This window comes from Pseudomonas sp. Kh14 (assembly GCF_900291005.1).
Taxonomy (GTDB): domain Bacteria; phylum Pseudomonadota; class Gammaproteobacteria; order Pseudomonadales; family Pseudomonadaceae; genus Aquipseudomonas; species Aquipseudomonas alloputida.
In genome coordinates this window covers 202,268-208,422 of sequence record NZ_OLKJ01000028.1, presented here as the reverse complement: position 1 = coordinate 208,422, position 6,155 = coordinate 202,268, and the positions used below count along the sequence as shown (strand labels likewise).

Genomic DNA, 6,155 nt, shown 5'->3' with positions numbered 1-6,155 from the left:
TGAGTACATTCACTACTACAACCATGATCGCATCAAGCTGAGACTCAATGGCCTGAGCCCTGTGGAATACAGGGCTCAGGCTGCAGCTTAAAACTGTCCAACTTTTGGGGGGCAGTCCAGGGGGGGCTCAGGCCTAGTGGCAAACGTGGCTGTCGACCAAGGTATAACGCACCGTGGCCGATGAATGGTTGGGGCAGGCTCAAGGCTGCAGGCGGTCAATGTGGGAGCGGGCATGCCCGCGAACACCGGCAAGGCCGGTGCCCTGCAATGCGGTGGCTGCTTCGCGGGCTCGCCCGCTCCCACAGGGAACCGCGCAAGTTCCGAGCGTTGGGGTCAGTGGAAATCCCGGCTGCGTACATCCAGCCCTTGCAGCAGCGGACTCACATCCTCCAACCGCCGCGCAATCAGGTGCCGCACCCCATTCTCCTGCTCCAACCGCCCACTGACCTTGAGCAACTGCGAACCCACCAGCGCCCGCCGCTGCCGTTCGGCCAGTGCACGCCACACCACCACGTTGACCATGCCATGCTCGTCTTCCAGAGTAACGAAGGTCACTCCGCTGGCGGTTTGAGGCCGTTGCCGGCCCACCACCAGCCCGGCCACGGCAATGTTGTCGCCATGCTCCACACCCTGCAATTCACTGGAGCTGCGACACCCCAGTGCCCTCAGGCGAGAACGCAACAGCGCCAGTGGATGTGGGCCAAGCGTAGTGCCGAGGGTTTGATAATCGGCCATCAGGTCCTCGCCCACGGTTGGCACGGGCAATTGCACCGGTTCTTCAGGCAAGGCCTGCACATCGGCGAACAACGGCAGTTGCGGCTGCACCGCCGCCACCTGCCAGCGCGCCTGATGCCGATCGCTGGCCAAGGCGCGCAGCGCCCCGCCATCAGCCAGGCGGGCACGGGCCCGTGCGTCCAGGCCGGCGCGCAAACACAGGTCTTCGACGTTGCGCCACGGCCGCTGCGCCCTTGCCTGCTGCACGCGCCTGGCATCGGCTTCGGCCAGGCCACGCACCAGTCGCAGGCCCATGCGAATGGCCAGGGTGCCTTGAGCATCAGGCTCCAGTGTGCAGTCCCAGTCGCTGTGGCAGACATCAACCGGCCTTACCTCGATACCTTGGCGGCGAGCCTCTTGCAGCAACTGATCGGGGCTGTAGAAGCCCATCGGCCAACTGTTGACCAACGCACAGGTGAAAATCGCCGGCTCATGGCACTTCAGCCAACTGCTGGCATAGCACAGCAAGGCAAAGCTGGCCGCATGCGACTCAGGGAAGCCATAGCTGCCAAACCCCTTGATCTGCTCGAAGATGCGCTCGGCAAACGCCAGCGTGTAACCATTGCGCAGCATGCCCTGCACCAGCCGTTCGCGGTGCGGTTCCAGTCCGCCGTGGCGCTTCCAGGCTGCCATGCTGCGGCGCAACTGGTCGGCCTCGCCCGGGGTATAGTCGGCCGCGACCATCGCCAGTTCCATCACCTGCTCCTGGAACAGCGGCACGCCCAAGGTACGTTCGAACACTTCCTTCAGTTGCGGCGACGGATACGTCACCGGTTCCTGCTTCAGGCGCCGGCGCAGGTACGGGTGCACCATGTCGCCCTGAATCGGCCCGGGGCGGACAATGGCTACCTCGATGACCAGGTCGTAAAACTTTTGGGGTCGCAGCCGCGGCAACATGGCCATCTGCGCGCGCGACTCGATCTGGAACACACCCATGGTCTCGGCGCGGCTGATCATGGCGTAGGTGGCCGGGTCTTCGCTGGGGATGGTCGCCAGGGTCAGGTGCCGGCCACGGTGGTGCTGCAGCAGGTCGAAGCAGCGACGCAAGGCGCTGAGCATGCCCAACGCCAGCACGTCGACCTTGAGCAGGCCGACCATGTCCAGGTCGTCCTTGTCCCACTGGATCACCGTGCGCTCCGGCATCGCGGCATTCTCCACCGGCACCAGCTGGTCGAGCGGTTGCTGGGAGATGACAAAACCACCCGGGTGCTGTGACAGGTGCCGGGGGAAGCCGATCAGTTCGCCGGCCAGTACCAGCACCCGCCGCAGCGAAGGGCTGCACGCTTCGAAACCGGCTTCGGCCAGGCGCTGGTCATCGGGTATGCGATCGCTCCAGCGGCCACAACATTTGGCCAAAGCATCCACCTGGTCGGCTGGTAGCCCCAGCACCCGCGCCACATCCCGCACCGCACCGGCGGCATGGTAGGTGTTGACTACAGCAGTGAGCGCCGCCCGGTGCCGGCCATAGCGACGGAACACATACTGGATCACCTCCTCGCGCCGGTCGTGCTCGAAGTCCACGTCGATGTCCGGCGGCTCGTTGCGCTCGCGCGACAGGAAGCGCTCGAACAACAGGTGGTGTTTCATGGGATCAAGCTCGGTGATGCCCAGCACGAAGCACACTACCGAGTTGGCTGCCGACCCCCGACCCTGGCATAGGATGCGCTGGCTTCGGGCGAAGGCGACAATGTCGTGCACCGTCAGGAAGTAGCTTTCGTAACCCAGCTCTTCGATCAGCCCCAGTTCCTTGGCAAGCACAGCCCGCACTTTGCCACTCGGCCCGTCTGGCCAGCGCAGCGGCATGCCTTGCTCGCACAGTTCGCGCAGCCAGCTTGACGGGGTATGCCCCTCGGGCACCAGTTCGCGTGGGTACTGGTAGTTCAGTTCGCTCAGGTCAAACTGGCAGCGCCGGGCAATGACCAGGGTCTCGGCCAGCAGGTCGAGCGGATACAACTCGGCCAGTTGCGCCTGGCTGCGCAGGTGCCGTTCGCCATTGGCAAACAGAAAGCGCCCGGCCTCGCTCACCTGGCAATGCTGGCGGATGGCCGTCATGCAGTCCTGCAAGGCACGGCGACCACGCACGTGCATGTGCACGTCACCACAGGCCACGGCGCGGATACCCACATCAGCCGCCAGTGCCCGCAACCGTTGCAGGCGCATGGCATCGTCACTGCCCCGATGCAGGTGCACGGCCAGCCACAGGCGCTCAGCGAACACACTGCGCAGCCACGCGCCGGTAGCGGTATCGCCACTGTCAGCGGCCACCCACAAGGCCAGCAGGCCTTGGTGGTGCAGCAGCAAGTCATCACGAAACAGCTGGTACGCACCCTTCTCTGCCCGCCGCCGGGCACGGGTGATCAGCGCGCACAGGTTCTGGTAGCCGGTCAGGTTCTCGACCAGCAGCACCAGCTTGGGCCCGTCGCACAGTTGCACCTCGCTGCCAACGATCAGCCGCAACTGGTGCACCTTGGCTGCCTGCCAGGCGCGCACGATACCGGCGAGCGTGCATTCGTCAGTGATCGCCAACGCCTGGTAGCCCTGCTTGCGCGCACGCCGGAACAGCTCGTCGGCGCTCGATGCACCGCGCTGGAAGCTGAAGTTGGAAAGGCAATGCAGCTCGGCATAACCCGGGGTGTTCATGCGAACCAACCCTGCAGCCAAAGCGGGCCGGCCTGGCTCAGGTCGCGGTAGGCCCAGCCGCGCAAGCCGTCACGGGTTTCGATGCGGTAGTAGTCGCGACGCACATCGCCGCCATCCCACCAACCTGATTCGATGCGTTCGGCGTAGCCCTGCACCTGGTAGGCGGCGTCATCCAGCGCGATCGGTGCCGATAACAGCCACCCCGGGCGGCTGCCCGGTGCAACCGGCATGTTGCCTTGGGCACCCTGCTCCGCCAACTGCCAGGCGCATTCGGGGCGGTGATCGGCGGCTGCGCCAAGCCCCTTGACGGCCTCATCCCCCAGGCGGGCGCGCAACCGCTCGCGCAATTGCGCCCAGGGTTGCGCCTGTTGCGCCCGCGGGTCGAACAACGCCTGATGCTGTGGCACAAAGGGTGGCAAGTCTTCGGCAACCAGCCGCAGGTTGCGCACCGGTGCGGGTATGCGCAGCGGCTCAAGGCGCCCACGGGCCAGCTCGAACAGCATCGCAGCATCGCGTTCGGCCGCCAGCAAACCCACCTTGAGCAGGGTATCCGGCCCCTCGGCGTGCTCCAGATGCAGGCAGAAGCGCTGCACGCCACAGTCTCGCCCGGCCAGAAATGCAGCAAGGTCGTTGAGCATGCGCCGCAGCGGGAACAACAGCGCCTGGTGCGATTCGACGTCGAAGTTGAGTTCCAGCCGGGTTTCGAAACGGTCGGGTGGCTGGTAGAAGTCCAGCCCCAGGTTGCGCAGGCCGAGCAACTGGTCGAGGTGCAGCTGCACCTGGGCCGCAAAGCGCCTGGCCAAGGTATCGCGCGGCAAGGCCAAAACCTGGCCCAGCTGGCGCAAGCCCATGCGGGCAAACGCTTCGGCCGCCTCTGCCGGCAGGCCGACGCGCGTGATGGGCATGCCAAGCAGCGCCGCTCGGGTGGCGTCGACATCGCCCACGACCAGGCCATCGTGGCCATTGGCGAGCATGCGAGCAGCCACCGGGTTGCTGGCCAGGACAATGCGTTGACGCAGGCCCAGTTCTGCCAGTTCCTGACGCAGACGCGCCTCGAACAAAGGCCAGGGCCCGAACAGTTGCAGGCTGGAGCCCACTTCCAGCAGCAGCGCCCGAGGGTAATGCAGGCTGACCTGGGCACTGAAGCGGTAGGCCCAGGCCGCCAGCAGCTGTTGCACCTGATCGATGCGTTTGGGGTCAGCTTGGACGCAGGTGAAGCCATCAGCCAGGGCACGCGCTGCGGTCAGGGTTTGCCCGGCGCGCAGGCCCAGTGCAGCGGCCGCCGGGTTGACTGCCTGCAACACGCGACGCTGGGTCGGCCCGCCAATCAGCACCAAGGGTGTGTCAGGGTCGTCACGCTCACGCAGGACGGTGTCCAGCGCAAGCTGCGGGAGCAGGATGCAGGCCCAGAGCATGGTGCATCAGCCCCGCCCCGGGCAGGGAATAGGCAGCGCTGGAGGCATGCCACCCCGGCTTTTCAGCACGCGCCATTGCGCCGGGCGTGTGTCGACTGCAATGCGCAGCGCTGCGGGTGAAGGGTTGTGCGACGCCTGCTGCGGCCTGCAGGCGAACGCCAGTGCCTGCCCGGTTTCGGCCGCTACCTGCAAGCGCCGCAGGGCGCGGTCATCGGCACGTTCCGGCCAGCACAGCACCGCCGCGCAACTGCCCGAGCGCAGGCACTGTTCGGCAGCCCACAGGGCATCGGCAGGCTCGGCATCCACCTGTACCAGCCAGCGCAGGTCCACCCCCGCTGCCTGCCAGGCCGGTGCAAAAGGGATGAAGGGTGGAGCCACCAGCACCACTCTGCTGGCTTCTGCACTCAGCCGGGCCAGGGTTGGCCACAGCAACTGCAATTCGCCACAGCCGGGGTTGGCCAGCAACAGCTCGCTCAGTGCTGCCGCCGGCCAGCCACCTTCCGGCAAACGTTCGTCGAGGGCCGCATGGCCGGTGGGCTGCAGCCCGAGTGGCCGCGCCTGGGCCTGCCGGCCGCGCCATACCCGGCGCTGTTCCAGCAGCCTGTCGAGGTCGACCACGGCGCCCATCAGTCGCGCCTCAGCAAGCCGCAGAACACGCCTTCGATGAAAAAGTCCTGTTCGGGCTGCACATCGATCGGCGCATAGGCCGGGTTGCGTGGCAACAGCCGGTAAGTGCCGCCTTGGCGTTGCAGGCGCTTGATGGTCACTTCGCCGTCCAGGCGCGCAACCACGATTTGCCCGTCGCGGGCGTCGGCCTGTTGCAGGATGCCGACCAGGTCACCGTCAAAGATGCCGTCGTCGATCATCGAGTCGCCCCGCACCTTCAGCAGGTAGTCGGGGGTACGGCGGAACAGGCTGGGGTCGAGCAGCAACTGCTCGTGGATGTCCAGGTCCGGGCCGATGGGGGCACCCGCCGCCACCTGGCCCAGCACGGGTATTTCGAGGATTTCCGGCCGGCGCAGCGGTTCGGCCAGGCGTATGCCCCGGGCCTGGTTTGGCGTGACATCGATGTAACCGGCCTGGCACAGGGCGGTGATGTGCTTGCGCGCAACGCTGCGCGAGGCAAAACCGAAGCGCGTGGCGATATCGGCCAGGCTCGGCGGCTGACCATGCTCGGCAATGCGCTCACGGATGAATTCGAAAATGGCGCGGCGTTTGGGGGTAAGAGTGTCCATGGAGCACATTTGTACTCTTTTCGGAGCACGCTGAACAGCCCCCTTCGTCGTCAGCTTTGGTTATGATCCCCTGGCTTGTGTTTTTTCATCT

Annotated in this window: 5 protein-coding genes; 1 reads left to right on the top strand and 4 read right to left on the bottom strand. The window is 65.9% G+C overall.

Annotated elements, in window-relative coordinates; translation table 11 throughout:
• The coding region (locus FQ668_RS14755; protein ID WP_144180385.1) for an IS3 family transposase at positions 1-91 on the top strand (91 nt) is incomplete at its 5' end.
• Positions 92-333: 242 nt separating this feature from the next.
• On the opposite strand, the gene FQ668_RS14750 is transcribed toward FQ668_RS14755, so the two are convergent.
• From FQ668_RS14750 to lexA, 4 genes are read right to left on the bottom strand one after another with little or no spacing between them, the layout of a single operon-like run.
• Positions 334-3,414, bottom strand: a complete 3,081-nt coding sequence (locus FQ668_RS14750) for an error-prone DNA polymerase (protein WP_019438452.1) — start codon at positions 3,412-3,414, stop codon at positions 334-336.
• On the bottom strand, positions 3,411-4,829 hold the full coding sequence (locus FQ668_RS14745; RefSeq protein WP_019438453.1) for a DNA polymerase Y family protein: 1,419 nt from the start codon (positions 4,827-4,829) through the stop codon (positions 3,411-3,413). Before FQ668_RS14745 ends, FQ668_RS14750 begins: the two co-directional genes overlap by 4 nt.
• Positions 4,830-4,835: 6 nt before the next feature.
• Positions 4,836-5,456: a translesion DNA synthesis-associated protein ImuA gene (gene imuA / locus FQ668_RS14740; protein WP_004374214.1), complete on the bottom strand. Its 621-nt coding sequence runs from the start codon at positions 5,454-5,456 to the stop codon at positions 4,836-4,838.
• Positions 5,456-6,073: a transcriptional repressor LexA gene (gene lexA / locus FQ668_RS14735; RefSeq protein WP_012052394.1), complete on the bottom strand. Its 618-nt coding sequence runs from the start codon at positions 6,071-6,073 to the stop codon at positions 5,456-5,458. The genes imuA and lexA overlap by 1 nt, the downstream gene beginning before the upstream one ends.
• Positions 6,074-6,155: the final 82 nt, after the last annotated feature.

Coding starts and splice junctions, on each gene's coding strand:
- FQ668_RS14750 (WP_019438452.1), bottom strand. CDS start 3,414: ATGAACACCCCGGGTTATGCCGAGCTGCATTGCCTTTCCAACTTCAGC.
- FQ668_RS14745 (WP_019438453.1), bottom strand. CDS start 4,829: ATGCTCTGGGCCTGCATCCTGCTCCCGCAGCTTGCGCTGGACACCGTC.
- imuA (WP_004374214.1), bottom strand. CDS start 5,456: ATGGGCGCCGTGGTCGACCTCGACAGGCTGCTGGAACAGCGCCGGGTA.
- lexA (WP_012052394.1), bottom strand. CDS start 6,073: ATGTGCTCCATGGACACTCTTACCCCCAAACGCCGCGCCATTTTCGAA.